At 63.0% G+C, this 24524-nt stretch carries 27 protein-coding genes; 10 read left to right on the top strand and 17 right to left on the bottom strand.

What is annotated here, in order from left to right:
* Positions 1 to 3: 3 nt before the first annotated feature.
* The 8 genes from gspF to gspM are packed head-to-tail and all read left to right on the top strand — an operon-like array spanning position 4 to position 5432.
* Positions 4 to 1212, top strand: coding sequence for a type II secretion system inner membrane protein GspF (gspF, locus tag ASD95_RS21845; RefSeq protein ID WP_056725675.1), 1209 nt, complete (start codon positions 4 to 6; stop codon positions 1210 to 1212).
* A gap of 3 nt (positions 1213 to 1215) precedes the next feature.
* Entirely contained in the window at positions 1216 to 1671 is a 456-nt protein-coding gene (gspG, locus tag ASD95_RS21840; protein ID WP_056725671.1) for a type II secretion system major pseudopilin GspG, read from the top strand.
* A gap of 3 nt (positions 1672 to 1674) precedes the next feature.
* A complete protein-coding gene (gene gspH / locus ASD95_RS21835) occupies positions 1675 to 2142 on the top strand; it encodes a type II secretion system minor pseudopilin GspH (RefSeq protein ID WP_082562978.1) in 468 nt (155 codons plus the stop codon).
* Positions 2135 to 2518 carry a type II secretion system minor pseudopilin GspI gene (gene gspI, locus ASD95_RS21830; RefSeq protein ID WP_056725668.1) on the top strand — a complete coding sequence of 128 codons (384 nt, stop codon included), beginning with the start codon at positions 2135 to 2137 and terminating at the stop codon, positions 2516 to 2518. Before gspH ends, gspI begins: the two co-directional genes overlap by 8 nt.
* Positions 2511 to 3053, top strand: a complete 543-nt coding sequence (locus ASD95_RS21825; RefSeq protein ID WP_056725666.1) for a type II secretion system protein GspJ — start codon at positions 2511 to 2513, stop codon at positions 3051 to 3053. The genes gspI and ASD95_RS21825 overlap by 8 nt, the downstream gene beginning before the upstream one ends.
* Positions 3050 to 3901: a general secretion pathway protein GspK gene (locus ASD95_RS21820; RefSeq protein ID WP_056725663.1), complete on the top strand. Its 852-nt coding sequence runs from the start codon at positions 3050 to 3052 to the stop codon at positions 3899 to 3901. Before ASD95_RS21825 ends, ASD95_RS21820 begins: the two co-directional genes overlap by 4 nt.
* Complete coding sequence (gspL, locus tag ASD95_RS21815; RefSeq protein WP_056725661.1) at positions 3898 to 5004, top strand: type II secretion system protein GspL; 1107 nt, start codon at positions 3898 to 3900, stop codon at positions 5002 to 5004. The genes ASD95_RS21820 and gspL overlap by 4 nt, the downstream gene beginning before the upstream one ends.
* Positions 5001 to 5432 carry a type II secretion system protein GspM gene (gspM, locus tag ASD95_RS21810; RefSeq protein ID WP_056725659.1) on the top strand — a complete coding sequence of 144 codons (432 nt, stop codon included), beginning with the start codon at positions 5001 to 5003 and terminating at the stop codon, positions 5430 to 5432. The genes gspL and gspM overlap by 4 nt, the downstream gene beginning before the upstream one ends.
* Here the strand turns inward: gspM and ASD95_RS21805 are convergent.
* Entirely contained in the window at positions 5425 to 6750 is a 1326-nt protein-coding gene (locus tag ASD95_RS21805) for an MFS transporter (RefSeq protein WP_263291725.1), read from the bottom strand. The genes gspM and ASD95_RS21805 overlap by 8 nt on opposite strands.
* Positions 6751 to 6823: 73 nt before the next feature.
* Here ASD95_RS21805 and ASD95_RS21800 point away from each other — a divergent pair, with 73 nt between their 5' ends.
* Both ASD95_RS21800 and ASD95_RS21795 read left to right on the top strand, forming a co-directional pair.
* Positions 6824 to 7726, top strand: a complete 903-nt coding sequence (locus ASD95_RS21800) for a LysR family transcriptional regulator (protein WP_056725655.1) — start codon at positions 6824 to 6826, stop codon at positions 7724 to 7726.
* A gap of 520 nt (positions 7727 to 8246) precedes the next feature.
* Entirely contained in the window at positions 8247 to 8513 is a 267-nt protein-coding gene (locus tag ASD95_RS21795) for a DUF6124 family protein (RefSeq protein ID WP_056725653.1), read from the top strand.
* A 93-nt stretch (positions 8514 to 8606) separates the two neighbouring features.
* Here the strand turns inward: ASD95_RS21795 and ASD95_RS21790 are convergent, their stop codons facing one another.
* The 16 genes from ASD95_RS21790 to ASD95_RS21715 all read right to left on the bottom strand — a co-directional run bounded on the left by ASD95_RS21790 (position 8607) and on the right by ASD95_RS21715 (position 24521).
* A complete protein-coding gene (locus tag ASD95_RS21790) occupies positions 8607 to 9833 on the bottom strand; it encodes a beta-ketoacyl-ACP synthase (protein WP_056725652.1) in 1227 nt (408 codons plus the stop codon).
* The gene (gene fabG / locus ASD95_RS21785) at positions 9833 to 10561 is read right to left on the bottom strand and encodes a 3-oxoacyl-ACP reductase FabG (RefSeq protein WP_056725650.1); all 729 of its coding nucleotides are present in this window, start codon (positions 10559 to 10561) and stop codon (positions 9833 to 9835) included. Before fabG ends, ASD95_RS21790 begins: the two co-directional genes overlap by 1 nt.
* The gene (locus tag ASD95_RS21780; protein WP_056725648.1) at positions 10561 to 11019 is read right to left on the bottom strand and encodes a hotdog family protein; all 459 of its coding nucleotides are present in this window, start codon (positions 11017 to 11019) and stop codon (positions 10561 to 10563) included. The genes fabG and ASD95_RS21780 overlap by 1 nt, the downstream gene beginning before the upstream one ends.
* Positions 11016 to 12212 carry a beta-ketoacyl-[acyl-carrier-protein] synthase family protein gene (locus ASD95_RS21775; RefSeq protein WP_056725646.1) on the bottom strand — a complete coding sequence of 399 codons (1197 nt, stop codon included), beginning with the start codon at positions 12210 to 12212 and terminating at the stop codon, positions 11016 to 11018. Before ASD95_RS21775 ends, ASD95_RS21780 begins: the two co-directional genes overlap by 4 nt.
* The gene (locus ASD95_RS21770; RefSeq protein WP_056725644.1) at positions 12209 to 12733 is read right to left on the bottom strand and encodes a hypothetical protein; all 525 of its coding nucleotides are present in this window, start codon (positions 12731 to 12733) and stop codon (positions 12209 to 12211) included. Before ASD95_RS21770 ends, ASD95_RS21775 begins: the two co-directional genes overlap by 4 nt.
* A 93-nt stretch (positions 12734 to 12826) precedes the next feature.
* A complete protein-coding gene (locus tag ASD95_RS21765; protein ID WP_056725642.1) occupies positions 12827 to 14074 on the bottom strand; it encodes an NAD(P)/FAD-dependent oxidoreductase in 1248 nt (415 codons plus the stop codon).
* Positions 14061 to 15221, bottom strand: a complete 1161-nt coding sequence (locus ASD95_RS21760; protein ID WP_056725641.1) for a hypothetical protein — start codon at positions 15219 to 15221, stop codon at positions 14061 to 14063. Before ASD95_RS21760 ends, ASD95_RS21765 begins: the two co-directional genes overlap by 14 nt.
* On the bottom strand, positions 15218 to 17557 hold the full coding sequence (locus tag ASD95_RS21755; protein ID WP_056725638.1) for an MMPL family transporter: 2340 nt from the start codon (positions 17555 to 17557) through the stop codon (positions 15218 to 15220). Before ASD95_RS21755 ends, ASD95_RS21760 begins: the two co-directional genes overlap by 4 nt.
* Positions 17541 to 18089 (bottom strand): outer membrane lipoprotein carrier protein LolA, encoded by a 549-nt coding sequence (locus ASD95_RS21750; protein ID WP_056725635.1) that lies wholly within the window; start codon positions 18087 to 18089, stop codon positions 17541 to 17543. Before ASD95_RS21750 ends, ASD95_RS21755 begins: the two co-directional genes overlap by 17 nt.
* A 197-nt stretch (positions 18090 to 18286) precedes the next feature.
* A complete protein-coding gene (locus ASD95_RS21745; RefSeq protein WP_056725634.1) occupies positions 18287 to 18712 on the bottom strand; it encodes an acyl-CoA thioesterase in 426 nt (141 codons plus the stop codon).
* Entirely contained in the window at positions 18705 to 20249 is a 1545-nt protein-coding gene (locus ASD95_RS21740) for an HAL/PAL/TAL family ammonia-lyase (protein WP_056725628.1), read from the bottom strand. Before ASD95_RS21740 ends, ASD95_RS21745 begins: the two co-directional genes overlap by 8 nt.
* Positions 20230 to 21171, bottom strand: a complete 942-nt coding sequence (locus ASD95_RS21735) for an LpxL/LpxP family acyltransferase (RefSeq protein ID WP_056725620.1) — start codon at positions 21169 to 21171, stop codon at positions 20230 to 20232. Before ASD95_RS21735 ends, ASD95_RS21740 begins: the two co-directional genes overlap by 20 nt.
* Positions 21168 to 21902 (bottom strand): glycosyltransferase family 2 protein, encoded by a 735-nt coding sequence (locus tag ASD95_RS21730; RefSeq protein ID WP_056725616.1) that lies wholly within the window; start codon positions 21900 to 21902, stop codon positions 21168 to 21170. The genes ASD95_RS21735 and ASD95_RS21730 overlap by 4 nt, the downstream gene beginning before the upstream one ends.
* A gap of 146 nt (positions 21903 to 22048) precedes the next feature.
* The gene (locus ASD95_RS21725) at positions 22049 to 23728 is read right to left on the bottom strand and encodes an acyl-CoA synthetase family protein (RefSeq protein ID WP_056725604.1); all 1680 of its coding nucleotides are present in this window, start codon (positions 23726 to 23728) and stop codon (positions 22049 to 22051) included.
* Complete coding sequence (locus tag ASD95_RS21720) at positions 23725 to 24270, bottom strand: hypothetical protein (RefSeq protein WP_056725603.1); 546 nt, start codon at positions 24268 to 24270, stop codon at positions 23725 to 23727. The genes ASD95_RS21725 and ASD95_RS21720 overlap by 4 nt, the downstream gene beginning before the upstream one ends.
* A complete protein-coding gene (locus ASD95_RS21715; protein WP_007992314.1) occupies positions 24267 to 24521 on the bottom strand; it encodes an acyl carrier protein in 255 nt (84 codons plus the stop codon). The genes ASD95_RS21720 and ASD95_RS21715 overlap by 4 nt, the downstream gene beginning before the upstream one ends.
* Positions 24522 to 24524: the final 3 nt, after the last annotated feature.

Below are 24524 nucleotides of genomic sequence, written 5' to 3'. Positions count from 1 at the left end.
TCGATGCCGACCTTCGACTACCGCGCCCACGATGCCCAGGGACGATCCTGCAAGGGACGGCTGGAGGCCGATGGACCCCGCCATGGGCGACAGTTGTTGCGTGAGCGTGGTTTGTGGCCGCGTGTCTTGATCGAGGTCAGGGTTGGCGGCGGTGCGGGCCAGCGGTCGCGAGGTGGACGCCTGAGTGCCGCTGATCTGGCGCTGTTGACGTTGCAACTGTCAACGCTGGTTCAGGCCGGACTGCCCCTTGAGGAAGCGCTCGATGCGGTGGCGAAGCAGAGCTCAAAGCGCAAGGTTGCAAGCTTGCTCTCGGCGGTCAGGAGCCGGGTAATGGAAGGTCACGCCCTGGCCTCGGCACTGGGGCAATTTCCCCGGGCCTTTCCCGAGTTGTTCCGCGCCACCGTGGCCGCTGGAGAACGCTCGGGGCATCTGGGCCATGTGCTGGAGCAACTGGCGGCCTACACCCAGGCCCGCCAGGCCTCACGGCAAAAGATTCAGATGGCCCTGGTGTACCCGTTGATCCTGATGTTGGCCAGCGTGGCAATCGTCGGTTTTCTGCTCGGTTACGTGGTGCCGGATGTGGTGAAGATCTTCGTCGACAGCGGCCAGCCGTTGCCCTGGCTGACCCGGGCGCTGATCGGCGTGAGCAACGGCCTGCGCGACCATTTCCTGTTGTTGATGGGCGTGCTGGCGGTGCTGCTCGGCCTGTGGCGCTGGAGCTGGCAGCAGCCGCAGTGGCGTCTGCGCTGGCATCGTTGGGTGCTCAATGCCCCCGTCATCGGTGAAGTGCTGCGCGCCATGGAAGCCGCGCGGTTTGCCAGCACCCTGGCAATCCTCGGCAAAAGTGCCGTGCCCTTGGTGGACGCCCTGGAAATTGCTGCCGCAGTCATCGGCAACCTGACCATCCGCGCGCGGATGGTCGATGTCGCCCGCTCGGTCCGCGAAGGCGCAACGCTGACCCGTGGCCTGGAGATGAGCGGCGATATCCCGCCGATGATGCTGCACATGATCGCCAGCGGCGAACGTGCCGGCGAACTCGACCGCATGCTGGCCCGGGCCGCCGAACAACAGGAAAACAGCCTCGCCGCGCGCATCGCGCTGGTGGTGGGCCTCTTCGAGCCGGCCATGCTGGTGCTGATGGGCGGCGTCGTGCTGCTGATCGTCATGGCCATCCTGCTCCCGATTCTCAGCCTCAACCAATTGGTGAATTGATCCATGCAACCTGTCCGCAAAAACCTTTCCCGCGCGCAACGCGGTTTTACCCTGATCGAAATCATGGTGGTGGTGGTCATCATCGGCGTGCTGGGGGCCATTGTGGTGCCGCAGTTCATGAGTCGCCCCGATCAAGCCAAGGTCACTGCCGCCAGAATCGATATCCAGGCCATCGCCACCGCCCTGGAAATGTACCGCCTCGACAACGCCCATTACCCCTCGACCCAGCAAGGCCTGGAAGCGTTGGTCAAGCGTCCTTCCGGACTGCCCGTGGCGCGGGGCTGGAACCCCCAGGGTTACCTCAAGAGCATGCCGGTCGACCCGTGGAACACGCCTTATCAGTACCTCAATCCGGGTATGCGATCGGTAGACGGCACTTACGACCTGTATTCCCTGGGCGCCGATGGCGCAGCGGGCGGCGAAGGGTTTGCAGCCGAAATCGGCAATTGGGGCCATTGATCCGTGGGCTACCGCTGCCGGGGGTTTACGTTATTGGAGCTGATGATCGTGATTGTCGTGGTTGGCGTCTTGCTGGGCATGGTGAGCTTTGTCGGTGGGGGCAGTCCCGCGCGCGAGGTCAGGCAGGTAGCCGAGGCGATGGTGCAGGTGATTCATCAATTGCGTGAGCGTGCGGTGTTAGAGGGGCAGGAATATGGCTTGCGGCTGGGTACCGATGGCCACCGGGTGATGCGCCGGGGTGATGGCGGGTGGGAGCCGGTGGAGGGGCTGACTACCTGGCCTTTGAGCATACGAGTACGTTTGCAGCAGGATGGCTATGGGGTAGGGCTGGACGCTGACGAAGGACCGCCGCAGTTGCTCTTGCTCAGCAACGATGAAACCAGTGCCTTCACGCTGACATTCGAGTCCGGCGACAGGACCTGGCTGAGCCTGTCCGGCGATGGTATCGGCGAGGTGGTGATCGATGACTAGTCGGCCACCCTTGTCGTCCATGGGCGGCTTCACGCTGCTGGAAATCATGGTGGCCCTGGCGGTCTTCGCGACACTGGCGGCAGCCGTGCTGTCGGCCAGTCAATACGCGGTGAAGCAGCGCGGCGCCGTCGAGACTCGGCTGTTCGCAGCGTGGCTGGCGGACAACCGCTTGAACGAATTGCGCCTGCAATCGGGCTTGGCGGCCGGTCAGCAACAACAGATCGTGTCCATGGATCAACGCGACTGGGTGCTGCAACAGCACATCAGCGCCACCGGCGATCCGCGTTTGCTCCAGGTCGACATCCAGGTCAGCCCGGCGAACAGTGCGCACGCCTTGCATCGTGCCAGCGGCTGGATACTTGCGGTTCATGACTAGGCAGCGTGGGTTCACCTTGCTGGAGCTGGTTATCGCCCTGGCCATCTTCGCCGTGCTGGGGCTGGCCAGTTGGGGTTTGTTCGATAGCGTGCTGCGAGTGCAACAGGGCACGGCGGCCCACGAGCGAGCACTCAGGAGCCTGCAACGAGCGATGGCGGTGATCGAGCGGGATCTGCTGCACGTCACCGCACAGCCGGTGGTGCTCGCCGGGCCGCTTTTGCAGTTCCAGCGCAGTCACTGGCGCAACCCCCTGGACCAACCCCGCAGTGAGCGCCAGATGCTGAGCTATCGGCTCGACGGCGGCGTGCTGTGGCGCGAAAGCCAGGGCGAAGGTACGGAGTTCGTGCAGCGGCAAAAGTTGCTCGAAGACGTTCGCGAATTGGGCTGGCGTCTGTTCGACAGCCAGTCCGGCTGGGTTGCTCATTGGCCGGCCGGGCAGGACGCGAAGGCGCCCATGGCGCTGGAGGTGCAAGTCTCTGTCGGGCGCTTCGAATCGATTCGTCGGGTGTTGCCGATGCCGGGTGCATTGCCATGAACGGGCGCCAACGCGGCATTGCCTTGATCAGTGTATTGCTGGTCATGAGCCTGGCACTGCTGATCATCGGCGGCGTGTTGCGCAGTCATCACCTTGCGTTGCAAAGCAGCGGGCAACAATTGCAGCAGATACAGCTGCGGCAGCTCGCATCGGGCGGGGAAACCTGGGCGTTGTTGCTGTTGCGCGACGCGTTGCAGGACGCGAAAAAACCCGTCGAGCGGATTCAAGGCTGGACGGCCATGACGCCGGGTTTCGACGTTGAAGATGCGCAGATACGAGTCGATATCGAGGACCTCGCCGGACGCTTCAACCTCAATGCGTTGTTACGCCAGGGTCAGGTGGATCAAGTCACCCTCAACCGTTGGGCGCGCCTGCTTGAATTGCTCGATCTTCCTCCTGTGCAACTGAGCCAGGTCGGGCCGCTGCGGGAACTCAGCCAGCTGCGCTTGCTGCCCGGCATTGACGCTCGCTTGCTGCAGCGGCTGGAGCCTTGGGTGGCGCTGCTGCCCACCGAAGCCGCCTTGAACATCAACACCGCGCCGGCACTGCTGTTGAGAGCACTCGGCGAGGTGGACGCCGCGACCGCCGATGCGCTGGCGCGTCAGGCGGCAACAACGCCTTGGGCGAGCGTCCAGGCGTTTACCCAGGACCCCTTGCTCTCCGGGCAGGGCCTGAGCAGTCACGGACTTGGCACCCAAAGCCGCTGGTATCGGATAAGGGTGCGGGTGACCCGGGACGGGCGCGAACTGCACCTGGCCACGGATGTCGGGCACGACCCCAAGACTCGACAGCTGACGGTGCTGCAACGACGTTTTCTTCCCATGAACAGCCACGAGAGACCGCGATGAACACTTGGCTTTACCTGACCGCCGAAGGGCAGGACGCGCCATCAGGCCTCTGGCCCTGCGTCCTGTGGTCAAAAACCGGTCAACGCCAGCCGATGCCACTGAATCAGGCGGCCTCGGCATTGCAAGGCCAGGTAGTCGATGTGCTAATGCCCATGGAAATGTGCAGTTGGGTTCGCAGCGAGCCATGGCCGTCGCGACGCAGGCCCGAAGCCCAGGCCATGGCCTACGCCGTGGAAGATCAACTGAGTGAAGCGCTGGAAGGCGTGCATCTGAGCGTTGGCGCTCGTGATCGTGACGGCTGCTTCCCGGTCATGGTCATTGGCCGTGAACGGTTGGCCGCCGTGCTCGACTTGCTGCGAGAGGCGGGCATTGAGGTGCGCGGGGTGTTCGTCGATGCCGATCTGTTGTCCGGCGATCAGCCGTGCGGAGCATGGTGGTTCGGTCGCTGGTTGTTGGGTGCAGGCCTGTCGGCGCGCCTCGCGATATCGCAAGACGACCTGGCTCTGCTCACTCCGTTATTGCCCAAGGACATGCAATGGCTGGATGCCCGTGAGGCCCCCGCCGTCATCGACCAATGCCTGACCCAGCGCCCGACACGGGCCATCAATCTGCTGCAAGGCGCATTTGCCCCACGGGGCAAGCGTCTGCCCTGGCGCGCCGGCGGGTGGGCGTTGTTGATGCTGGCGCTGTTGACCTGGGGTGCCAGCGAAACGCGCATCCGCTTCCTCGACAGCGAAGCCCGCCGCCTGGCCACCCAGAATGAACAGCGATTCAAGGCGCTTTACCCGGAGCAAAGCCGCATCGTCGATATGGCCGCGCAACTCAAGGCCCTGCAAAGCCAGCCTGTGGATTCGCAAAACAGCCGCATTGCCGGGCTGATCCGGTTGATCGAACAGGTGATTGGCGCCAGCCCGGTCGAGGTCCAGCGCATCGAGTTTCGAGCAGGCGAAGGCTGGAAAATCCAGCTGACCGCCAGCGGCTTTACCGAGCTGGAGCAGTTGCGCGAACGCGGGCGACAACAAGGCATGCCCGTGCGGCTCGACAGCGCGAACAAAACGGCTGGCCGGGTACACGCCACCCTCACCGTGGAGGACGGGGCATGAAGCAGGCATGGCGGCGCATTTCCGTGCGCGAACAACGGCTGTTGCAAGTGTCGGGGACTTTTTTGTTGGCGGTCGTGGCGTTCAGCCTGATCTGGCAACCGACCCGGCAGCGACTGGAAACCGCCGAGCGACAGTATCAACAGCAGGCGGGGCTGGCCGCGCAACTGCAACGGGCGTTACCGCGCAGCGATGTCCCCGTCGACAGCGAAAAACCGCTATCGCTGCGCATCAGCGAAAGCGCCGCGGCGACGGGGCTGGAGATTCGTCAGATGGAGAGCGACACCGATCTGCTGCGCGTGACCCTCAATGGCAATGCACAACCGTTGATGCAGTGGCTCGACGGCATGGAGCGCAACGGTGTCGCGTTGCAATCGCTGACCCTGGAAAAACGCGACGATGCCCTGGAGGCACGGGTGGTGCTCAGGTAGTCGAGGTGTTCTGCGGCAACAACGGCAACTTCGCCAGCTTCAACGCGACCAGTAGCGCAATCACCAACAGCGTGCCGATGAACAACCCGATACCGTTCCAGCCGCCCAGGTGCCAGAACACGCCACCCACCGTACCGGCGATGCTCCCCCCGGCGTAGTAGCTGAACAGGTACAAGGACGATGCCTGCCCCTTGGCCCTGGTGGCGCGGCGGCCGATCCAGCTGCTGGCCACCGAGTGGGCACCAAAGAAGCCGAAGGTAAAGATCAGCATGCCGATGATCACCAGCGGCAGTGGCGTGAACATCGTCAGGGCCAGGCCAACGATCATCAGCGCGATGGTGCTCCAGAGCACTTTGCGGCGACCGAGTCTGTCGGCCAGCGAGCCGATTTTCGCTGAGCTGTAGATGCCCGACAGGTACACCACCGACAGCAACCCGACGAAGGCCTGTTCCATGTGGTACGGCGCGGCCAGCAGGCGATAGCCGATGTAGTTGAACAGCGTGACGAACGCGCCCATCAACACAAAGGCTTCAAGAAACAGCAGCGGCAACCCGGCGTCGCGAAAGTGCATGGTGAAACCGTCGAGCAGGCTGCGCGGGTGCAGCGAGCGGGCGCGGAAGTTGCGCGATTCCGGGAGGATTTTCCAGAACACCGCCGCGGCGATCAGCGCCAGGCCACCGATCACCAGCATCGCCGTGTGCCAGCTGACGAAGTCGATCAATACCCCGGTGATCAAGCGTCCGCTCATACCGCCAATCGCGTTGCCACCGATGTACAAACCCATGGCGAGGCCGATGTGCTGTGGGTGGATTTCTTCGCTCAGATAGGTCATCGCAACCGCCGCCAGACCGCTCAACGACAATCCAATCAGCGCACGCATCAGCAGCACACCGTGCCAGCTCGGCATCATCGCACTGGCCATGGTGCACAGCGCCGCGGCGAACAATGCGGCCACCATCACAGGTTTACGCCCGATACGGTCGGAAATCGGGCCGGTGATCAGCAGGCCGATGGCAAGCATGCCGGTGGCGATGGACAGGATCAGGCTGCTCTGCGCCGCGTTGATGGAATACTCGTCGGACAGCAGCGGCATCATCGGTTGCACGCAGTAGAGCAGGGCGAACGTCGCGAAGCCGCCGCAGAACAACGCCAGCACCGTGCGCATGAACGCCGGGGTGCCTTTTTCGATGTAGATCTCCGCCAGCTCAGCGGCAATAGCGTCCGGTGCTGCGGGAGGAACTTCATGGGCGAGTGGGGCGACAGCAGTTTTCACGGGGGACCTCGGAGGACGCAGCCGGTCAGGCAATGAAAAAAGCATATAGCTGGCTAATGATTCAATCCAATATATTGTTCGACCTGTTTGATAGCTTTAACGACCTAATGGGGTTTCCATGGAATTGCGTCATCTGCGCTACTTCATCGCTGTCGCCGAAGAACTGCACTTCGGCCGCGCCGCACAGGTGCTGGGCATCTCCCAGCCACCGCTGAGCCAGCAGATTCAGGCGCTGGAGCAGGAAGTCGGCGCGCGGCTTTTCGAGCGTACCAATCGTCGGGTCGAGCTGAGCGAGGCCGGTCGGCTGTTTCTGCAAGAGGCACGGCTGGTGCTGGCGCAGGTCGACAAAGCGGCGGATGTCGCGCGACGGGCGCAACTGGGCGAGTTGGGTGAACTGAAAATCGGCTTCACCTCGTCGGCACCCTTCAACTCGACCATTCCCCAGGCGATTTTCTCTTTCCGCCAGCGCTTCCCGGCGGTGCACCTGAACCTGCGGGAAATGAGCAGCACCCAGGTGGCCGATGCGCTGGTGGACGAGTCGATTGAAGTCGGCATCATGCGCCCGCTCGGGCTGCCGGACTGCCTTAGCGTGGTCGAATTGATGCGCGAGCCGCTGGTCGCGGTACTCAGCTCCAAGCACCCGTTGGTAGAGGGCAGCGAGGAGGGCTTGTTTCTGTCAGCCCTGGCGCTTGAGCCCTTTGTGTTTTTTCCGCGCAGCTACGGCAGTGGCCTGTATGCGCAGTTGCTCAGCCTGGCGCGGGACTCCGGCTTCAGCCCGCACTTCGCCCAGGAGGCCGGTGAGGCGATGACCATCATCGGGCTGGTGGCGGCGGGGCTCGGTGTGTCGGTGCTGCCGGCGTCTTATCAGCGGATGCGTATTGACGGTGTGGTCTATCGCCCGCTGCTCGATCCGGCGGCGGTGTCAGCAGTTTGGCTGGTGCAGCGCAAGGATCAGAAGTCGGCGATGGCCAAAGCGTTTGTTGAACTGCTGACAAGAAAGGTTGAGCCTTTGCAGGCGTGACTGCTGCGCAGTCAATCGCGAGCAAGCTCGCTCCCACAGTGGGTGGTATGGCGAGCATTGTGTTCACAGCGCTGGACCCTGTGGGAGCGAGCTTGCTCGCGATGGCGTCCGAGAGAACACCAAAAAGACTAGCTGTATGGAGCAAGAAGCATCAGTCCTGCCGGAAGCTTCACCACCCGCCGTGGGACATTTCCGAAATCCTTCGCAAAGGCTACAGCGCCTTGCGACGTTGCCTGCAACTACTCCAGAATCCGCCGGCTTGTGCGCTTTGAGGGCCATCGCTAACTTGATTCGTGTCACTGATGGTCAGTGATCGGGTTTAGTAGCCCGTGTTTTCGCTAAGTGCATTTGCGCTCCTGATAGGCAGGTATGTCTGTACCTGCCCTTGACGGTAGCTGTGCGCAGGGCGCCTTCGGGCGCGCCGGTTTGGCGAAGACCCGGTCTACTAACCTGCGTACAGCTGCCACCCTTTTGATTCGTAGCGACACGGTGTCGGCTCCACTTTTCTGGGCGCTGAATCATGACCAATAAAGCAAAAAAACGGTCGGATACCGAACCGGTTACCTCACGCCAACCCGGCCAAATCTTCCTCGTCGCTCCTGAAGTCGACAACCACACTCTGCTGGAGTACGCCTGTGTTTCACTGGCATCAGCCAATGCCATGGCGAGCGACTTCGCGAGGAGTCTGAACGGAGCGCAAAGCAACACCCTGCTGGGCATTCAGCAGTCGATCATGCTGGGGGAAATGGCGGTGAATCGGGTGTTGGATAATCTCGACTCGCCCTGATAGTTACATCGCACATTAACAAGATCGCAGCCTTCGGCAGCTCCTACGGGTTCCTTGTAGGAGCTGCCGAAGGCTGCGATCTTTTGACGTTGATTAAGACCAGCGCTTGAAAATCAGCGAAGTATTCACCCCGCCAAACGCAAAGTTATTGTTCATCACGTACTGGTTGCTCATCTGCCGGAACTCGCCGCGCAGGTAGTCGAGCTTGCCGCAATGCGGGTCGACTTCGTCGAGGTTGAAGGTGTGGGCGTACAGGTCGCGGTTCATCATTTCAATGCTGAACCAGGACTCCAGCGCACCGCAGGCGCCGAGGGTGTGGCCGAGGAAGCTTTTCTGCGAGCTGATCGGCATGTGTTCGCCGAACAGGCTGCTGGTGGCCAGGGTTTCGGCGATGTCGCCCTGTTCGGTGGCGGTGCCGTGGCCGTTGACGTAGCCGATGTCCGACGGTTTCAGCCCGGCGTCTTCCAGGGCCAGTTCCATGGCCCGGCGCATGGTGACTTGTTCGGGACGGGTAGTGTGCTGGCCGTCGGCGTTGCTGCCGAAACCGACGATCTCGGCATGGATGCGCGCACCACGGGCCAGGGCGTGTTCCAGTTCTTCGAGCACCAGCATGCCGCCGCCTTCGCCGATCACCAGGCCGTCGCGTGCGGTGTCGTAAGGGCGCGGGCTGCGTTGCGGGGTGTCGTTTTTCAGGCTGGTGGCGTAGAGCGCGTCGAAGACCATGGCTTCGGTCGGGCACAGTTCCTCGGCGCCCCCGGCGAGCATCAGTGGCAGGCGCCCGAACTTGATGGCCTCGTAGGCATAGCCGATGCCCTGGCTGCCGCTGGTGCAGGCGCTGGAGGTGGGAATCAGGCGACCGGTGAGGCCGAAAAAGATGCTGATATTGGCTGCCGTGGTGTGCGGCATCATGCGCACATAGGAGTTGGCGTTCAGGCCCTCGGCCACTGAGTTGAGCAGCATGTTGCCGAACGCCTTGATCTCGTCGGTGCTGCCGGTGGAGGAGCCGCAGGCGACGCCCATGCGCCCGTCCTTGATCGATTCGTCACCCAATAATCCGGCGTCGGCCAGTGCAAGTTCCGACGCGCCGACGGCCAGCCGCGAAACCCGGCCCATGCTGCGCAGTTGCTTGCGGGTCCAGTGGCTCGGCACCTTGAAGTCATCGATGGGGCCAGCCAGGCGCGTGTTGAGTTCGGTAAAACGATCCCACTCGTCCATCCGGCGGATGCCGCTGCGGTTGGCCGCGAAGTTGCCGGCGATGGTCTCCCAGTCGCTGCCCAGTGAGGTGATGCCGGCCATGCCGGTGACGACGACGCGCTTCATCAGCACAGGCCTCCGTTGACGGCCAGAACCTGCCGGGTGATGTACGAGGCTTCCGCCGACATCAGGAAATTCACCGCGCCGGCCACCTCTTCAGGGGTGCCCATGCGTTGTGCGGGGATCATTTTCATCAGTTCTTCCACCGGCACGTTCTCGTCGAGCATGGCTGTGTCGATCAGGCCGGGTGCGACACAGTTAACGGTGATTTTGCGCTTGCCCAGCTCGATCGCCAATGCCTTGGCCGCGCCGATCAACCCGGCCTTGGAGGCGCTGTAGTTGACCTGGCCACGGTTGCCGATCAGCCCCGACACCGAAGTGATGCAGACAATCCGCCCGGCGGCGCGACGACGGATCATCGGCATCATCACCGGGTGCAGCACATTGTAGAAACCGTCGAGGTTGGTGCGCATCACCACATCCCAATCCTCCTCGCTCAGGGCCGGAAAGGCACCGTCGCGGGTCAGCCCGGCATTAAGCACCACACCGTAATAGGCACCGTGGGTTTCCACGTCGGCTTCGAGAACTTCCTTGCAACGGGCGCGGTCGGACACGTCGAACTGCAGGATGCGCGCACGACGGCCCAGGGCCTCGACTTCGGCCTTGACGGCTTCGGCGTCGGCCAGGCCGCTGCGGCAATGCAACACGATGTCGTGCCCGGCCTGGGCCAGGCGCAAGGCGATGGCGCGGCCGATGCCACGGCTGGAACCGGTGACCAGTACGGATTCAGTCATCACTGGACTCCTTCGGGTTCATGGAGATATTGAGCGGCCTGGGGTGGGCGGTACACGTTCAGACGGGCGGTAACGTGAATGCCGGGGGCGTTGATGTGGCATTCGAACACGCCCATGCCGTTATCGTCTTCCAGGGAGCGAATACCGTGGATGGTCAACTCGGTACCGGCCGGAAAACTTTCGACGTTGCATTCGAATTTGCGGCTGCCGAGCAGGAAGCCCAATTCCACCTCATCACCGCGCTGGCGCGCATGGCAACCGGCGAAGGCGGCCACGCTCTGGGCCATCAGTTCGATGCCGACCCAGGCCGGCAGGCTGCCGTCGGGGAGATTGAACAGGCCATCGGGCTTGACGGTCAGGCGCGTGTGAATCTGCTCTTCATCGAACGCCAGGATCCGGTCGATCAGGATCATGTCGCCAGCGTGGGGCAGCAATTCAGCGATCGGCCAGTCAATCATGGGGCGTCTCCGATAATCAGGCTGACGTTGTTGCCACCGAAGGCAAAGGAATTGCTCATCAGGTAGCGAGGTGCAATGGACGTCAGGCGCGTGGCCGGGGTCACCCATTGCAGCGGCGGCAATTCGGGGTCGGGCTGTCCGTCCCAGACGTGTGGCGGCAGGGCATGCTCGCGATTGTCCGGGTTCAGGCTCAACCAGCAGAACGCCGCTTCCAGCGCCCCGGCGGCACCGAGGGTGTGGCCGGTCATGGGTTTGCTCGACGAACAGGGCACGCCGGCCGGGAACAGCGTCGCCACGGCCTGGCTTTCCATGGCGTCGTTGTGCTGGGTGGCGGTGCCGTGCAGGTTCAGATAAGCGATCTGCTCTGGTTGCAGGTTGGCGCGGCCCAGGGCTTTGCGCATCGCTTGCAGGGCGCCACGACCAGTCGGCTCCGGGGCGGATATGTGATGCGCATCGGAACTGGCGCCGCTGCCGAGCAAGGCAATCGGCTGGCTGTCGCCTGCACGCCTGGTCATCAGGAACAGCACCGCCGCTTCACCAATGTTGATGCCGTTGCGGTTCACCGAAAACGGATTGCAGCGTTGTTCCGAGACCGCTTCGAGCGCCGAAAAACCGTTGAGGGTCAGCTTGCACAAGGTGTCGACGCCGCCACACAGCACCGCGTCGCAAATGCCCAGGTCCAACAGGCGCTGGGCGCTCATCAAGGCCCGGGCGCTGGAGGTGCAGGCCGTGGAAATGACATAGGCCGGCCCGCTCAACTGCAGCCACTCGGCGAGGAAGTCCGCCGGTGCCCCGAGTTCCTGTTGCTGATAGTCGTACTCGGCAGGGAACTGTTTTTCGCGCAGGTAATGCGCCAGGCTCTGGCTGGCCTCGTCGATGCCCGAGGTGCTGGTGCCCAGCACTACACCGATGCGGTCGCGGCCGTAGGTCTGGATCGCGCTGTCGATGTCCGGGCGGATTTGCAGCGTGGCTTCCAGCAATAACTGATTGTTGCGACTGTGATGGCGCGACATATCGGCTGGAATGCTTGCCAGTTTGCCCTGGACCGCACCGACCGGCAGCGTGCGTTGTGGCACCCAACCGGTTTGTTCGCGCATGCCGCCGCAGTCGCCGACAAACAGGTTGCGGGCAACTTCCTGCTTGTCGCGGCCCAGCGCGCAGACCAATCCGAGGGCATTGAGGTAAGCCGTCATGGCGTTTCACCGCTCAGGGGGGTGACTTGATAGGCCGGACCACGCGGTAGCTTCAATTCAAAATTCTGCGGTTGTACGTAGTGGATGTCCCAGCGCTCGGGCAGGTACCGTTGCCTGCCGTGCTGCCAGGCGCCGGGATAGTTGGCCGCCAGTTCATCTTGCGGCGTCAGCGCAAACAGCAGCGCCGCGAACAGCTCCCGGGCTCGCGGGTTGGGCGGTAATAAACCATCGGACTCCCAGGTTTTATCGACCAATTTCTGGCGGGCCTGGGGAATGCCCAACAGGTCCATCATCGACCAGCGGATACCCGCCTCTTCACGCTGGATCACCAGCACCCAGTCCTCGCGTTCGTCGGCCTGCCCGCGCTGGATGTGCAATTGCAGTGGCAGCGGCAGATCCGGATTGTGCACGGGCAGCGGCGCCCGGCCGGCGCAGGCGCTCAAAAGCAGGGTTGCGGCGATTAACAGCAATCGCAATGCACTGGCTACCCCTGTGCAGTTCAAGCGACGGCTAATCAACATCACACAGTTCCTTCAAAAGGTTTTGCGCGCCACCACATTGACCAGAGGGTCTTCCCGTTGGCCAAAGGGGGCTGGCTTGCACACACAAGTGGTTCATGACGCATCCCTTGCACAGAATTCTGATATCACCTTCAACCGGCGCCTGGCTTCGCTGACGAACGGGTTGCTTTGATCCCAGGCATATCCGGCAAGTATGGAGCTGATCATCCTGCGGATTTCCGGCGAACTGCCCTCATGGAAGATCACATCCTGGAAGGTCCCCGCGTACCAGCCTTCGACGTAGCAGCGGAACGTGTCGACGCCGCGCTTGAGCGGTTCGGCGAACTCGGTTTGCCAGTTGACGGCTTCGCCTTGCAGCTGACGGTGCAAAACCCCGGCGGCCATGCTCGCCGAACGCATGGCGATGGTCACGCCGGAGGAAAACACCGGGTCGAGGAATTCCGCGGCATTGCCCAGCAGCGCGAAGCCCGGACCGTGCAGGGTTTTGACGTTGGCCGAGTATCCGCCGATGGTTCGCGCCTCGGTGTCCCACTGCGCATTTTGCAACACGCTGGCCAGGCTTGGCGTCTCGGCAATAAAGCTGCGCAGGCACTCGTCCAGATTATCGCTGCGGCCGGCGAAACGTTCCTCGGCGGCGACCACGCCGACCGAGCAACGCCCGTTACTGAACGGGATGGTCCAGAACCATACGTCGCGCAGGGTCGGGTGAGTGGTCACCAGGATCTTGCTGCGATCGAAGGTCGGGAGGTCGATACGGTCTTCGACGTGAGTGAACACGGCCTGACGCACCGGGAAGTTCGACGGCGCCTCGAGGTCGAGCAAGCGCGGCAGTACGCGGCCGTAGCCACTGGCATCGAGCAGGAAACCGGCCTCGACGCGGTACTCGCTACCGTCTTCGCGGCGCACGCCGAGCTGCGGTTTTCCGGGGGCAATGTCGACGTCGACGATGGTTTCGCCATAGCGGATCTCCACGCCTTGCAACGTAGCCTGATCGGCCAGCAGCTTATCGAAATCGGCACGCAGGACCTGATATGTCGTCGATTTGCCGTGGCTGAACGTCTCGCCGAAATCGAACGCGCTGTAGCGCTCGCCCCAGGCAAACGCGGCACCGGTTTTCAGCTGGAAGCCGGCGGCGTTGACGGCGTCGAGCATGCCCGCCTCTTCGACGAAATCAAGGCAATGGGCCAATAGGCTTTCACCGATGGAAAACCGTGGAAAATGCTGGCGCTCGATCACCAGCACATCGTGTCCCTTGCGCTTGAGCAACGCGGCGGCGATGGCGCCGGATGGACCGGCGCCGATGACCACGACCTGGCGACATTCCATTTCAACGGTTGGCATGGGGGCTCCTTGCGGGGACAGCGGCTTTCAGGGGAATTCGGTGCATGCCGGTCAGGGCTGGCAGCAGTGTAGCGATCAGGCCCATCAGCATCAGGGCAAAGTACAGCGGCGGGCTGATGAGTTGCTGTTGCAGCAGCAGGTTGAGAAAAACGATCTCGCTCAAGCCGCGGATGTTCAGCAGCACACTTTCCCGCCAGCGGCTGGCGCCCTGGAACGAGGCCCCGGCCCAGCCGAGGCCGAGCCAGTTGCCCAGCAGTTTGCTCAGCATCGGCAACAGCAGCAGGGCGAGCAGTTGCACCCAACCGAGGCTGTCCATCGCGCTGTGCACATTGATCTGCACAATGCCGAACGTAAGGATCAGCGGGATGGCGATGTACGTCTGCAAGCGGCCCATCCACACGGCTGGCAGTGGCAGGACCAGCGGGGCTTTCAGCGCGGCCATGATCAACACATAGCCGATGCCGAAAATCAGCGCATTGAGCTTGAAGTGTTCGGCGACGACCAGCAGGGCGAAAAAGCTCAGGCTGTAAAGCCATGTCTGGCGCAAACCGAGCAACCGCAGCAGCACCGGCAGGCACGCGCCGGCCAACGGCAGCAACAGGCTGCTCAGGTGCAGGCTGCCCTGGGCGATGCCGAACAGCGTCCAGCAGGCGAGGTCGATGAGGATCGCGGTTTGCACCAGACGTCGGGTGGCGGCGGGTGGGTAATCGATGTGCCGCAGGTACAGGTACAGCACCGGAATCGCGGTGATGGCGAACAACAGGCCGACGGCCAGCGAGCTGATCCACGGTTGTGCCGGCAACAACCAGACCGCCGTGGCCAGGCCGCAGGCAAACGGAATGCAAAAGCTGGGAAGGGCGATTTTCAGGCTTTGGCGATCCAGTTGCAGGTCGATCACATCGCTGAGGATGTAGCCCAGCAACAGGGCAAAGCTCAGGCTGTAGAGGTTCTTCAGCCAGCCCGGCGACACCAGCAGCGCACCGCTCAATTGCCATTGGGGCTCGATCCAGAAATACATCAACAGCGGCAGGCCAAGGGTCGCCAGCAGCAACTGGCTGACGATGGGAATCAAGCCGAAATGCCGGCCGACACGGGTCGCCAGGGCGAACAACACCAGCGCCATCGCCCAGAACAGAACGACCATCATATTGCCCGCTCCATGGCCGTGGGCTCATGCACCTGGCGACCGGCCCACGGCGCGAGCAGGAAGCTGAAGATCAGGCCCAGGCTCACCGACAGCCCGAAGTTGCTCACCGCCGGGGTGCTCGACACCGCCAGCAGGCCGAACGACAGCCAGGTGGTCAACGCCGCCAGCAGGGTGCCCAGCAGGCTCACGGCTGCGCCGCCGACCTGTTCGCGCATCAGGATCGCGTAATCGACGCTGATCGCCGTCACCAGCAGCAGGCCGAACAGGCTGAACAGGGTCAGCGGCTGCCCCAGCCAGCCGAGACTGGCCAGGCTGCACAACGCCGCCAGCAGGGGCAGGGACACGATTCGCAACGCGCCGCCGAGGCCGAATGGCAGGATCAGCACCAGCACGATCAGCACGCAGGAGGCGAGCTTCAGTTCAGCGGCACTGATTTGGGTGGCCGCGAAGACGTTGTTCAACTCACCCAGTCGATCCACCAGTGTCACGCCGGGCAAGTCCTCGCCCTGGAGCCGCAGCAGGGCCGGGTTGTTGATGCCTTGCAGGCTGACCATCGCCGCCACGCCGTCATCGGTCGGCCCCAGCCACAAGGGCCGGTAGGGTTCCGCCAACGGGCCGCTGAGCGCTGCGTCGATGTCCATGGTCGGCAGTGCCTGTAGCTTCGTCAGCTCGGCTTGCAGCGCCTCGGCCGGTACGCCGATGTCGAGCAAGGGTTGCCAGAAGGAAGGCAGTTTGTTCAGCGTTTCGCGCACCTGTTGCTGTTCGTTCGGCGGGCTGACCAGTTGATTGAGCGACAGATAGCCCTGGAGCTTTTCCAGGCCAATCAATTGATCCAGCCGCTCTCTCAGGGCGGTCTGGCGTTCGAGCAACTGCTGCTGATCGGCGGCGCGTATCAGGAAGAACTGGCTGGTGGGTTGATAGCCGGTGATCCGGGCAATGGCCTGGGCTTCGTCGGTCAATTGTTGCGGCGCGCTGATCCACTGACGAATGTCGTTTTTGCTGCCCAGTTGCAGCAGGCCAGCCACGCAAAAAGCGATCAGCAGTGCCAGCAAGACTGGCGTTTTCAGGTGTTTGAGCAGTGCTTCACGACAGCCCAGCAAAAACTCGCAAACGCGCAATGGCCATTGCGCCGGGCGCAGGTCTACGCCCTTGAGCAATGCCGGCAGCAGGCACACGGCGGACAGATAGGCACCGAGCAAACCGGCGGCGGAGAACACGGCAATCTGGGTCAGCGCCGGGAAGGGTGTCCAGGCCAGGGCCAGATAGCCGATGCCGCTGGTGATCAGGCTCAGGGTCAGCCCGGGCAGGGTCAGGCGCAGGGCCGGCCAGCTGTGCCAGGGTTTCAGGCTCCAGCTCTTGGACAGGTAATGCAGCGGGTAGTCGACGGCGACACCGATCAGGCTTGAGCCCAGTACCAGGGTCATCACATGCATATGGCCGAACAACGCAACGCAGGCCACCGCACCGAAGAGCATGCCCACCAGCACCGGCACGAACGCCAGCAAGACGCGCCAGCGCCGGAAGGCCAACAGCAGCAGCAACAAAATCCCCACGGTGGCACCGCCACCGACCCAGGTCATCTCCCGGGCAGCCTGTCGTTGACCGCTGGCGGCGTACAACAGGCCGCTGGCGGCGAGCAGTTGCACGTCGTGCCGGGCGGCTTCCTCGCGGCTGTGTTCAAGCAGGTCGGCCACCTGCAGCGGCAGGTTCATGTCGAAGGCGTTGCCGGTGGTGCGCGCGCGCAGCAGCACCCAGCTCTTGCCATCGGCATCGGCGACCAGGGCGCCGCTGCCGATGTCCAGTTGCACCGAACCACGTTGCGGCTGGCTGTTCTGGATGCGCCCGGTCAGGCCCAGCCAGTCGTCCTGGCTCGGCACCAGGCTGTACCCGTTGAACGGGTCGAACAACGCTTGCACCCGTTGCTGGATAAAGGTGTCGGGGTGCTCGATCAGCAGTTGCCGGTCCGCCGCCTGGAGCATCGCCAGGCGACCTTGCAGCAATTGTGTGCGCAACGCCGGCAAGTCGGCTTGCAGGGTCCACTGGACCTTTTCGAACAAGCCGCTGGCCTGCCATTGCTCGCCGAGTGTCTGCGCCATGGCGACGGCCTGCTGGCGATCACTGTGGCCGACCAGCACCAGCATTTCGCGGTTCAGCGGCTCTTGCATGCGTTGTTCAGCGCGCAGTTCCAGAGCGTCGGGCGCCGTACCGGGCACCAGGTCCATCAGGTTGGCCGACAGCGGCGCGGCGTCACGCCATTGCCAACCGGCGAGCGCCAGTACTGCCAGCAGCAGGATCAGGAACAACCGTGGCAACCACCGTTCACTCGGCAAAGTCATGCTGCTCCGCGTCGCTCAACGGCTGGCTGCTGGTGCTGTCCTGCATGCGCAATAACGTACTGTCGCCCTGGGTCTCGAGCAGTTCGATGCTGTGCACCAGTTCTGCGCCGGTAATGTTGATCTGGTTGAACACCTGCTTGAGCAGCATCGAGCGCGGCAGCAGCGTGAGTTTCCAGTTCTGCGCATCGCCGCTCAGGGACAGTTCGAAATCCCGTTGCAGGCCACTGCTGTCGCCTTGCAGCACGGCGAGGAACAAACGGTTCTGCTCGGCACCGGCGCTTTTGCCCGGCAGCATTTGCCAGACAATGCCGTCGCGCCGGGCAATGCCTTTGGCGGTGATGCGATAGTCCTGTTGCAGTGGCGTTTTCAGCAGCCACAACAAGCCGTGGTTTTTGGCCAGCACGAACGTGCCCTTGCTGGTCAGCGGCTGGGACAGGGCGCGCAGGTGTTTTTCCTGGACGAAACTGCCGTGGATCACCTCGGGCCTGGCCAGTTGATCGCTGAGTTGTTGCAGGTCGAAGGCGCTGGCCATCGACGACACCCCGAGTAACGCCAAAACACTGAGGCATTTGAACACTGAGAAACGTGGCGAGCGAGCTTGCTCGCGCTGGGCTGCGTAGCGGCCCCAATACGTCAGCAAACCTCGGCGGGGTTGCGAGTGCTGCGCACTCGAGCGCGAGCAAGCTCGCTCGCCACAGGCGGGGCGGCTGGTCTCAAGGGAAATATCGATCATCCCAGTACCCTCTCAACCGCGTCGGTGAACACTGTCGGCGAGGCCAGTTGCATCTCGCGGCTGGCGATGTCGACGGCCACCTGTACCGACATGGCTCGGGTCAGGCGCTCACCGGTTTGCAGGTCGCTGATCAGGTAGTTGATCTTCAAGCGGTTCTCCCACTCCACCAGGTTGGCGCGCACGTTGAGCGTCTGGCCGAACACCGCGCCGCGCACGTAGCGCAATTGCAGGTCGATCACCGGCCAGGCATAGCCGGATTCGTTCATCGCCGTGTAGTTGTGGCCGATCTTGTCCAGCAGCGCACAGCGGGCCACCTCCAGGTATTTGACGTAATGGCCGTGCCAGACCACGTGCATGCTGTCGACGTCAAAGAACGGTACGACGATTTCCGTGTCGGTGTAGAGAAATCCCTTGCTACGCATGCAGCCTCCAGTGTTGTTCGGCGATGCGTTGCAGGCACAGGCGCAATTCGCCTTCCAGCGCGCGGTCTTCGATGACCGGTGGGAAGTCCTTGGCCAAGGCTTCGTGCATGGTCGCCAAAGCGGGTGGCAGGGGGCGTGCATCTTCGGCCTGGCCGCGCAGCCAGACGCCCTGATTGGCCGCCAGCAGCGTGGCGGCCGCCACTTGTTCGGTGAGTTCCAGCACGCGGATCGCATCCCGGGCGGCGATGGTGCCCATGCTGACCTTGTCCTGGTTGTGGCATTCGGTGGAGCGCGAGAAGACGCTGGCCGGCATGGTGTTCTTCAGGGCTTCGGCAGTCCAGGCGCTGGTGCCGATCTGCACCGCCTTGAAGCCGTGGTTGAGCATGGCGCGGTCGGCCGTGGCACCCGACAGGTTGCTCGGCAAGCCATGGTTGTAGCGCTCGTCCACCAGCAGCGCGAGTTGTCGATCCAACAGGTCGGCGACGTTGGCCACGAGGTTTTTCAGGCTGTCCATGGCGAAGGCGATGTGGCCTCCGTAGAAGTGCCCACCGTGCAGCACTCGCTCGGCCTCGGCGTCGATGATCGGGTTGTCGTTGGCACTGTTGAGCTCGATCTCGATGAATGAGCGCAGCCAGTTCAGGCTGTCGGCCAGTACGCCCAGCACATGGGGGGCGCAACGCAGGGAGTAGCGATCTTGCAGACGATGCAAGGGCGCGGTGGGCGCGTCGATGGCCAGATCCTCGCGCAACCACGCGGCGACCTGCATCTGCCCCGGGTGTGGCTTGGCGGCGAACAGGCGCTCGTCGAAGTGCTCCGGGTTGCCTTGCAGGGCGACCACGTTCAGCGCGGTAATGCGCGTGGCCAGGTGCAGCAGGTAATCGGCGCGGGCGTACGCCAGGCAGGCCAGCCCGGTCATCACTGCGGTGCCATTCATCAGCGCCAAGGCTTCTTTCGGACGCAACACCAGTGGCTGCCAGCCGAGTTCGCGGTGCACATCGGCAGCTTGCCGGCGCTCGCCGCGGAACATCACCTCGCGTTCACCGGACAGCGTGGCGGCCACGTACGAAAGCGGCGTCAGGTCACCACTGGCGCCCACCGAGCCTTCCTCTGGAATCAGCGGCAGGATGTCGTGTTCAAGGAACGCCTGCAGGCGCTCCAGCAGCTCCACCCGCACTCCGGAAACACCGTGGCACAACGACTGCAAACGCGCCGCCAGTACCGCGCGGGTGGCCTGGGCGTCGAGCAGTTTGCCCAGGCCACAGCCGTGGAAGGTGTACAGGTGACGGGGCAGCGCCTCGACGTGATGCAGCGGCACCGCGACCACGCAAGAGTCGCCGTAACCGGTGGTCACGCCGTAGATCACGCCTTCCTTGTCCAGCAGAGAGTCCAGAAAACGCGCGCCCTTGGCGATGCGCTCGCGGTAGGCGGGATCGCTTTGCAACAGCGTCGGCACTTTGCGGTTGGCCAGTGCCAGCACATCTTCTATGCGCAAAGGGCGTTCGCCGAAGGTTACCGGCTCAAGCGTTGGCGTCGTCATCGGTCTTCCAGAAAGGGTAAAAGTTGAACCATTGTTGGGGCGCTTCAAGGCAATAGTGACCCAAGCGTTCGGCGTAGCGGGAGGCCCACTGATGAATGACCTGTTCGCGGTCAGTACGTTTCCAGGTGATTGCCTCAGCGAACGGCTCGATGGTCAGTCGATAGTCACCGTCGGGCTTTTTCAGGCACAGCAGCAGGTTGACCGGGCATTTCAGCAGGCCGGCCAGCAACCACGGGCCCTGGGGGAACCTGGCCGAATGACCGAGGAAGTCCACGGTCGCGCAGCGTCCGCCATGCAGCGGCACGCGGTCGCCGGCGATCGCCAGCCACTCGCCACGCTCCAGGCGCTCGCTCAGTTGCAGCATGATCCCGGGGTCCAGTTCGCTGACCTGGATCAAGCGCAAATTGGTCGCCCCGGCTTCACCCAGTAAACGGTTGAACTGTTCGGCGTGCTTGGTGTGCACCAGCACGTTCATCGTGACCTTTTCGCCGATCTCCGCCAGTGCGCGGCAGACTTCCAGATTGCCCAGGTGTGCGCCCACCAGCATCTGCCCGCGGGCACCGCGCAGCTGGTCACGCAGCAGCGCCGGGTCGATGATTTCGATTTGTTCGATGCTCAGCTTGCCGTTCCAGACGTCGAGTTTGTCGAGCATCGAATCGGCGAAAGCCATGAACTGGCCGAACACCCGCCAATGGCTCGGGCGCAATTCGCTGCGACCGCTCCAGTCGGCCAGCCGTTGCTGGTATTGCCAGGCACTGTGTCGGGCGCTGCGACCGAACAGGAAAAAGTACAGGACGATGCCGTACAACACTGGGCTCAGTACTCGACGGCCCAGCACTTTGGCGCCGAACGCGGTGAGCTTCATCAGCCAGAAACTGCCCCGTTCTTTGCGGTCGGCCCAGTGTTGCTTGTCTGCACTCATGCCCGCCACCGTCGCCAGAGGATCACTGGCGCACGCAGCAACATGCCGAAGAACAGCCGCGTGTGCATGCTGGAAATCAGGACGTTGTCGTGGAACATCCGAAAGTGCGAAACGCCGTCCAGCGGGTAATGGACCTTGGTTTGCAGCCATAACATCGGCTGATTGCGCCAGGACAGGCGCACCAGGATGTCCGAGTCGAAGTCCATGCGCTTGCCGATTTTTGCTGACTCGATCAACGCCAGGACCGGTGCCAAAGGGTAGACCCGGAAACCGCACATGGAGTCGCGAATCTGCAACGACAGGGTGTTGATCCAGACCATGACGTGAGTCAGGTAGCGTGCATACAAACGGCCTTTCGGCACGCTGGCGTCATATTGCGGATAACCGCAAATCAACGCTTGTGGGTAGCGGCGTGACTGTTCGATGAAGCGTTGGACGTCCTGCAAATCGTGCTGGCCATCGGCGTCCACCTGTAAGGCATGGCTGAAACCCAGGCGCGAAGCTTCGCGCAAACCGGTCATGACCGCGCCACCCTTGCCCTGGTTTTCGGCCAGGCGGATCAGGTAAACCATTTCACGCTGGGCCAGGCGATCCAGCACCCGGGCGCAACGCGGGCTGCTGGCATCGTCCACCAGGATGCACGGCAGATGGCTGGCGATCAGCGCATCGACCACCGTGGTAATGGCTGTTTCGTGGTTATACACCGGGACGATGGCGCAGGGGCTATGCATGTTGGTGTACACCTGAAAGACCGAGGTGCCTGCTTCGCGAGCAAGTCGAATCGTCGCACCGCCGCTCCCACAGGGGGGCTGTGTCGTTCACAAATCCAGTGTGGGAGCGAGCCTGCTCGCGATTGAGTGCGCAGCACTCACCCGGCTTATGCATGCGCCGCCTCCAGCAAGATCCGCCCGCTGGAGCAGGTGGCGGTTTCGTCGCGATAGGTGAAATACAATTTGCCGCGGGCCGGGTCGAAGCGCAGGTGCAGCTGGATTTCATCTCCCGGGCGCACCAGTTGCTGGAACTTCAAGACTTCCATGCCGGCAAATTTTTTCGGCAGGTTCATCAATTGCCGGCCCAGGCTCAGCGCCCAGTCCACCTGCACCACGCCAGGCAACACCGGCGCCGTGGGGAAGTGTCCGCTGAAATAGGCCAGGTCCGGTGGCACCGCCAGTTGCAGGCTCCACTCGCCATCGCTTTCGGTTTGTTCCAGCACTTCGGGCGCCTTGGGGCGCGGCGCCAACAGCAGGGCGTCGACGTCGGCCTGGGGCAGTTTGCCCTGAGCGTTCAGCGGCAGTTGGCGCAGCAGGCGCCAGCGTCTTGGCAGGGCCAGGGCTTCGCAGTGTTGGCTCAGGTGCTGGCGCAATTGCTCGGTGAGGCTGCGTCGCCCCTGATTGCGCAGCACATGCAGACCGGCATCGCTCAGCACCAGCAATGCCCCCAGGGAGGCGCGGTTTTCCTGAACGACACCGAGCCGCGCTTCGATGACCCATTCATGGGCCGTCAGCGCTTGTTCCAGCATCGGCAGCGAGATGCGTTTTTCTTCCAGCTTGACGATCCGGTCCAGTCGCCCAAGCAATTCGAAACGACCGTCGACAGAGATACGCACGGCATCGGCCGTGTGTTCGACATGGCCATGGGGCAAATACGGCGAAGCGATCAGCAGTGCACCGTCACTGTCCTGGGTCAGCGTGACACCGGCAAAGGGCTGCCAGAGTTCCGCGCCCTGACGCCAGGCGATTCCACCGGTTTCCGAACTACCGAAGATCTCCGTTGGCCATTGCCCCAGACGCTCATGCAGGCTCTGTGCAGCCTCGACCGGCAATGCGCCGCCGGAGGAAAACACCCGGCGTACGGAACTCAAGGCAGGCCAGTCGAGGTTGTCGCCCATGCGCTTGAGCAGCGCCGGGCTGGCCACCCAGGCGAAGGCCGGGTGCTCGCGGCTGGCGCGTTGCAGGTCTTCCGGAAAGGCCAACTGCCGACGTACGAACGGGCGCCCGGCGCATAGCGGCCACAGCACCCGGAACAGCAGACCGTAGATGTGCTGGGTGGCGACGCTGCCAATGATGCATGCCGGGCCCAGGTCGGCGCCCCACAGCTGTTCCAGGACTTCGACTTCATTGGCCAGTTGGCGCAGGTTTTTTTCGATGCGCTTGGGTTCGCCACTCGAGCCGGAGGTGCACAGGCTGAGTCGGCAGTTATCCAGGTCCAGGGCGGCGGCACTCAGTGGCTGCTGTTGTAGGTCGCCAAGGTGCGCATCGTCGGGCTGATCGCTCAGCCACAGATCGACTTCACCTGACCAGCGTTGGCGGGTCTGGGGTTGCAGGTCGGACGGCAGCAGCACACTGACTCCGGCACGCCAGGCACCGAACAGGGCAATCGCCAGGTCGGCGGCATCCTCAAGGTGCACGGCCATCTGCCGCACACCCCGGGCTTGCAGGCCAGCGGCCAGGCGCAGTGCCTGTTCGCACAGTCGGGCGTGATCCAGTGCCGGGGCGGTCGTTACGGCACGCTCAGGCTGAGCCTTGAGCAGCAGGTGCTCAAGTTTTATCCAATTCATGGGCGGCCTCGTACCCTTTGTCGTATGAGCCATTCAATGGCAAACATCAGGCCTATCAATCCGTAGGAAATCAGCCCGGTGTACAGCGTCCACCAGCTCAGCGGCGCCCAGAGTGTCAGGGCGGCGGCACACAAACCGTTGCATAGAAAAAAAACGCTCCAGGCGATGGTTACCTGACGGGTGTAGCGAATACCCTTGGCGGGCAAATGCGGCTCGCGTACCCGGGCCAGGCGTTCAACGATCGGTGGGCCGAATATCAGGCTCGATCCGAACAGCGCCAGCATGAAACTGCTGATCAGCACCGGATACCAGCGCAACAGCGCCGGGCTGTCGAACAGTGCCAGCAACAGGCAGAACATAATGGCCACCGTGGCCATCCACCGGCTGCCAGGCCGTCGCTTGCCGGTCAGCGCCCGGCCCAGCCACAGTGCGCCCAGCAGCATCCCGAACTGCCACGGGGCGAAATGCTCCATGCCGAAATACACCGCAAAGGGATACAAAAGGCCCGCCAGCAGCAGGCCGAGGCCAATCAGTCGATTCATGCGGCCGGTTGAACCAGACGGTAGACCGCCTCGACCACGTCACTGACGGTACGCACCGATTTGAATTCTTCGGCGGCGATTTTCTTGCCGGTCTGACGTTTGATGTGATCAATCAGGTCGACCGCGTCGATGCTGTCGATTTCCAGGTCCTGATACAGGTTGGATTCCAGGCTCACACGCTCAGGGTCCAGCTCGAAAAGCTCGACCAAGGCATCGCGCAGGGTGTTGAAAATGTCGTCACGAGTTTGCATGGT

The organism is Pseudomonas sp. Root71, from assembly GCF_001429045.1.
GTDB lineage: Bacteria > Pseudomonadota > Gammaproteobacteria > Pseudomonadales > Pseudomonadaceae > Aquipseudomonas > Aquipseudomonas monachiensis.
This window is presented reverse-complemented; position numbering and strand designations above follow the sequence as displayed.

Excerpts from the sequence above, each read along its gene's own strand:
- ASD95_RS21790 (WP_056725652.1), bottom strand. The coding sequence starts at position 9,833 with ATGAAGCGCGTCGTCGTCACCGGCATGGCCGGCATCACCTCACTGGGC.
- gspG (WP_056725671.1), top strand. The coding sequence starts at position 1,216 with ATGCAACCTGTCCGCAAAAACCTTTCCCGCGCGCAACGCGGTTTTACC.
- ASD95_RS21755 (WP_056725638.1), bottom strand. The coding sequence starts at position 17,557 with ATGACTTTGCCGAGTGAACGGTGGTTGCCACGGTTGTTCCTGATCCTG.
- ASD95_RS21730 (WP_056725616.1), bottom strand. The coding sequence starts at position 21,902 with ATGCATAGCCCCTGCGCCATCGTCCCGGTGTATAACCACGAAACAGCC.
- gspM (WP_056725659.1), top strand. The coding sequence starts at position 5,001 with ATGAAGCAGGCATGGCGGCGCATTTCCGTGCGCGAACAACGGCTGTTG.
- ASD95_RS21770 (WP_056725644.1), bottom strand. The coding sequence starts at position 12,733 with ATGTTGATTAGCCGTCGCTTGAACTGCACAGGGGTAGCCAGTGCATTG.
- fabG (WP_056725650.1), bottom strand. The coding sequence starts at position 10,561 with ATGACTGAATCCGTACTGGTCACCGGTTCCAGCCGTGGCATCGGCCGC.
- ASD95_RS21820 (WP_056725663.1), top strand. The coding sequence starts at position 3,050 with ATGAACGGGCGCCAACGCGGCATTGCCTTGATCAGTGTATTGCTGGTC.
- ASD95_RS21745 (WP_056725634.1), bottom strand. The coding sequence starts at position 18,712 with ATGCGTAGCAAGGGATTTCTCTACACCGACACGGAAATCGTCGTACCG.
- gspL (WP_056725661.1), top strand. The coding sequence starts at position 3,898 with ATGAACACTTGGCTTTACCTGACCGCCGAAGGGCAGGACGCGCCATCA.
- gspF (WP_056725675.1), top strand. The coding sequence starts at position 4 with ATGCCGACCTTCGACTACCGCGCCCACGATGCCCAGGGACGATCCTGC.
- ASD95_RS21795 (WP_056725653.1), top strand. The coding sequence starts at position 8,247 with ATGACCAATAAAGCAAAAAAACGGTCGGATACCGAACCGGTTACCTCA.
- ASD95_RS21725 (WP_056725604.1), bottom strand. The coding sequence starts at position 23,728 with ATGAATTGGATAAAACTTGAGCACCTGCTGCTCAAGGCTCAGCCTGAG.
- ASD95_RS21775 (WP_056725646.1), bottom strand. The coding sequence starts at position 12,212 with ATGACGGCTTACCTCAATGCCCTCGGATTGGTCTGCGCGCTGGGCCGC.
- ASD95_RS21715 (WP_007992314.1), bottom strand. The coding sequence starts at position 24,521 with ATGCAAACTCGTGACGACATTTTCAACACCCTGCGCGATGCCTTGGTC.
- ASD95_RS21760 (WP_056725641.1), bottom strand. The coding sequence starts at position 15,221 with ATGATGGTCGTTCTGTTCTGGGCGATGGCGCTGGTGTTGTTCGCCCTG.
- ASD95_RS21800 (WP_056725655.1), top strand. The coding sequence starts at position 6,824 with ATGGAATTGCGTCATCTGCGCTACTTCATCGCTGTCGCCGAAGAACTG.
- ASD95_RS21750 (WP_056725635.1), bottom strand. The coding sequence starts at position 18,089 with ATGGCCAGCGCCTTCGACCTGCAACAACTCAGCGATCAACTGGCCAGG.
- ASD95_RS21735 (WP_056725620.1), bottom strand. The coding sequence starts at position 21,171 with ATGAGTGCAGACAAGCAACACTGGGCCGACCGCAAAGAACGGGGCAGT.
- ASD95_RS21720 (WP_056725603.1), bottom strand. The coding sequence starts at position 24,270 with ATGAATCGACTGATTGGCCTCGGCCTGCTGCTGGCGGGCCTTTTGTAT.
- ASD95_RS21805 (WP_263291725.1), bottom strand. The coding sequence starts at position 6,750 with ATGCTTTTTTCATTGCCTGACCGGCTGCGTCCTCCGAGGTCCCCCGTG.
- ASD95_RS21765 (WP_056725642.1), bottom strand. The coding sequence starts at position 14,074 with ATGCCAACCGTTGAAATGGAATGTCGCCAGGTCGTGGTCATCGGCGCC.
- ASD95_RS21825 (WP_056725666.1), top strand. The coding sequence starts at position 2,511 with ATGACTAGGCAGCGTGGGTTCACCTTGCTGGAGCTGGTTATCGCCCTG.
- ASD95_RS21740 (WP_056725628.1), bottom strand. The coding sequence starts at position 20,249 with ATGACGACGCCAACGCTTGAGCCGGTAACCTTCGGCGAACGCCCTTTG.
- ASD95_RS21780 (WP_056725648.1), bottom strand. The coding sequence starts at position 11,019 with ATGATTGACTGGCCGATCGCTGAATTGCTGCCCCACGCTGGCGACATG.
- gspI (WP_056725668.1), top strand. The coding sequence starts at position 2,135 with ATGACTAGTCGGCCACCCTTGTCGTCCATGGGCGGCTTCACGCTGCTG.